The organism is Staphylococcus sp. HMSC056G08 (assembly GCF_001812305.1).
GTDB classification, from domain to species: Bacteria; Bacillota; Bacilli; order Staphylococcales; family Staphylococcaceae; genus Staphylococcus; species Staphylococcus simulans.
Genome location: NZ_KV808460.1, coordinates 1 through 3,236 on the forward strand (window position 1 = coordinate 1; position 3,236 = coordinate 3,236).

4 protein-coding genes are annotated in these 3,236 nt (G+C 32.2%); 3 read left to right on the forward strand and 1 reads right to left on the reverse strand.

Annotation, left to right across the window (positions count from 1 at the left end; translation table 11 throughout):
• The first annotated feature begins 476 nt into the window (after positions 1–476).
• Complete coding sequence (locus HMPREF2846_RS05515) at positions 477–680, forward strand: sterile alpha motif-like domain-containing protein (protein ID WP_023015356.1); 204 nt, start codon at positions 477–479, stop codon at positions 678–680.
• Positions 681–904: 224 nt separating this feature from the next.
• Here HMPREF2846_RS05515 and HMPREF2846_RS05520 read toward each other — a convergent pair whose 3' ends face one another.
• Positions 905–1,420 carry a GNAT family N-acetyltransferase gene (locus HMPREF2846_RS05520; RefSeq protein WP_070626051.1) on the reverse strand — a complete coding sequence of 172 codons (516 nt, stop codon included), beginning with the start codon at positions 1,418–1,420 and terminating at the stop codon, positions 905–907.
• A 407-nt stretch (positions 1,421–1,827) separates the two neighbouring features.
• On the opposite strand from HMPREF2846_RS05520, the gene aroD reads away from it, so the two are divergent.
• Together aroD and HMPREF2846_RS05530 are read left to right on the forward strand one after the other, a co-directional pair.
• A complete protein-coding gene (gene aroD / locus HMPREF2846_RS05525; RefSeq protein WP_070626053.1) occupies positions 1,828–2,553 on the forward strand; it encodes a type I 3-dehydroquinate dehydratase in 726 nt (241 codons plus the stop codon).
• A 73-nt stretch (positions 2,554–2,626) separates the two neighbouring features.
• Positions 2,627–3,169 (forward strand): nitroreductase family protein, encoded by a 543-nt coding sequence (locus tag HMPREF2846_RS05530; RefSeq protein WP_002481587.1) that lies wholly within the window; start codon positions 2,627–2,629, stop codon positions 3,167–3,169.
• Positions 3,170–3,236: the final 67 nt, after the last annotated feature.

Sequence of the window (3,236 nt, forward strand, 5' to 3'; positions counted from 1 at the left end):
CAAGTTATAACGGTAGTTTGTCTACGGTCTGAGCAGAGCATTTCGTGCTCTGCTTTTTTATGAGGTTTAATTGTTTAAAATGTAATGTTCATTCTGAACTCATAACTATTTAAAGATTCGCACGAAATTATGAATTTTATGTAAAAGATGTGTATAAAATATATCAATTTAAATAAGAATATCTTGTATTTCTTGTGTGTTTAGGCTAACTTTATAATTAAGATGTATAAATGATTGCATATAGAGAACAAAGTCATCTTAAAGTTTTCGAACATTGCGTTACAAAAGAGAAAAGGTTTGGATATAAATACAGTTGTTTGTTAAATAAGATTTTTTATTAACTGTATTTTATTCCGATGCTTATGTTATACTGTTGAAAAAGCCTATTTAACTGATAAGAATGATTTCCTCTTTGGTGGAAATTTATCGTTGTTAATGTTTTTTCATTCAGAAATATCTTTAAGTGGGGTTGTTACATGAGTTTTTATAAGTTTATTATTACTTTTATGGAAGATGATACGCCATTCGGACAATTAGCCGATTGCATTGTAAGAGATCATAATTTTCCTAAAGAAGAAACAGATATAGATAATATATATGATTATGTACATGAGAATTATTTTGAACATCATCTTTTAGAATCAGCTAACAGAGCCATCAGTGTATATAAAAGTAACTAAAAGAAAAGCAAGTGCATCTCAAAATTGTGCACTTGCTTTTCTTATAGATAAAAATAAATCGTAAAAATTACGATTTATGGTTTACAAATAACGAAACGTCATGTAATATAAAACGTAACCGTTACGATTTACGGTCACTTAATTACAACTTACTTTACTTAATCAATTCGGTACACGGGAATGTACCGAATTTTTTTGCGCTCATTAGTGTTTTTCACAACGTATTAATTAACGTCTGCAGCCTTTTTAATAGGATAGATCAACCAATGCTCATCAATATATTCATCGCCATATTTACGAGAATTCGTTTCAAAACCTATTTTTGAAAAATCGTATTCACTATAGAAAGTCAGTGCACTGATATTATTTGAAGCAACAGGGGCCATAATTTTCTCAATTTGAAGTTCAGTACAAAAGTTTGCGACAGTATTTAATAACTTCTCATCCAAATGGTCAATATCCTTCACATACATATTTTCAATTATAGCTTTATGCTGTGTTCCAACTATAATTGGATGGAATAATGTCAAAGCTCCCACTAATTCATTATTAAAAAATACACCGAACAGATATTGTGCATTGTTATTGGCGTCTATCAACTTTTTGAAATATTCCCTGCACACTTTATCCTCATCATAAATCGCCCAAGTATAAATATTTTTTGGATCACTTGTAGCTTCTTTAAATAGCTGATAGACCTCTTCTAAATCATCAGGATTTAGTAATCTAATTTCTTTCATGGATTTAACACCTCTCTTATGACTTTCTTAACTTTTGCTTAAATTTAATAATGTGGTCATTATTGATAAGTTTAATTTAATATTATTATATACTTTTAATCAAAGCAACACTTAATAGGTGTCCCTAAGAAAAAAGTAAAGTTTGAAAAGCGATTGTTCACAATATTGGACGATTTTAACCAAAATATATGGTATATCAAAAAGCTAATCTTATTTTAAAGTAGTTTTTAATCACACCATGAATATTTCGCCAATAAAATATCTGCAAACTTTTAATATGAAACTGTCTAATGATTGGTAGTTTAAAAGTATAAAATAACGCGCATTACACTCTAATACGCTGACTAATGTTAAACTATTATTAAAGAAACAAACTGGCCATATTATATAAGCAAGGGGTAGATAGGATGACGCAAGTAGAAATTGCTGTAACGATAGCACCAGAAGCTGACATAACACAGAAGTTGCAAACGGAGTTGATTGAAGCGCAAGCAGCCATCGATATAATTGAACTAAGAATTGACCAACGTCAAACGATTGAAATTGCTGAGATTGAAACACTTATTGCCGCGTTACGAAAAAGTCTTCCTAAAGTTAAGCTGTTAATCACATATCGCACAGCTTCTCAAGGTGGAAATGGCAATAAAGCGCAAGAATCTTATTATGCGCTATTACAAGAATTAATGCAAGTTCAAGGTTATGACATGATTGATATTGAATGGGAAGAAGTGTATAAGGAAAAAATCACTGAATTAGTGGCTGAAGCGCAAGCAGCAGGTTTAGAAGTGGTACTGTCTCAACATGATTTTGAAGAAACACCAGCAATTGAACAATTGAAATTCACTTATTTTAAAATGAGTAAAACAGAAGCTGATTATCTAAAACTAGCAGTAATGCCAAAAGATCCTGAAGATGCGACCTATCTGTTAGATGCACTCTATGTATCTTCTCAAAGTGTCAAAATGAAAGTAGTAGGTATATCTATGTCTCATCTTGGTTTAGTATCAAGAACGGCCCAAGGTGTATTTGGTGGAAGTATTTCTTATGGTTGCTTGGGAGAGCCGCAAGCGCCAGGACAAATACATGTTACTAAATTAAAAGAAATTTTGACATTATACGAATCAAACAAATAATTTGATATAATATGTATTTCAATCTATACTGTAATTGATAATGGTTATCATTAATATAAAGGAGAGTTAGATTGTGGAATTAAGAGATGCAATTTCATCAAGAAGAAGTGTGAAGATATTCGACCATGATATGCATATAGATGATACAGCGCTATATGAAGCACTAAAACTCTCTACAGATGCACCAAATCATGGGATGAGAGAACCATGGAGAATCATTCATGTCTCAAAGGACAGACTAGGGGATTTAAGTCGAACTGTTTCTCGTTATGCATTTAGAAATGAACCAGAGAAACAACAAAGTCACTATGATGCAGTGACAAAATTGGGTGGATTACTCGTATTAATTGTAAAACGAGATCCTAGACAAAAAGAAAATCTTGAAAATCATCTGGCATTCGGTGCTTATGCACAAAACTTGATGCTGCTGTTGCATGAAGCGGGTATCGGTACGTGCTGGAAGACACCGCCATATATTTTCATGCCTAAAGTGAGAAAAGTAATAGGTGTCGAAGATGATGAAGATTTAGTTGGATTTTTATATCTTACTGATATGGACACGAAGATTCCTCCAAAGAAACCACGTCACACTGAGAACTTTATTTCAGAGTATTAATTATATGAGTAAAGCCAAGCTGAAATCAGCTTGGCTCAGACTGTCGACAAAGTCCTACGGACTTGTC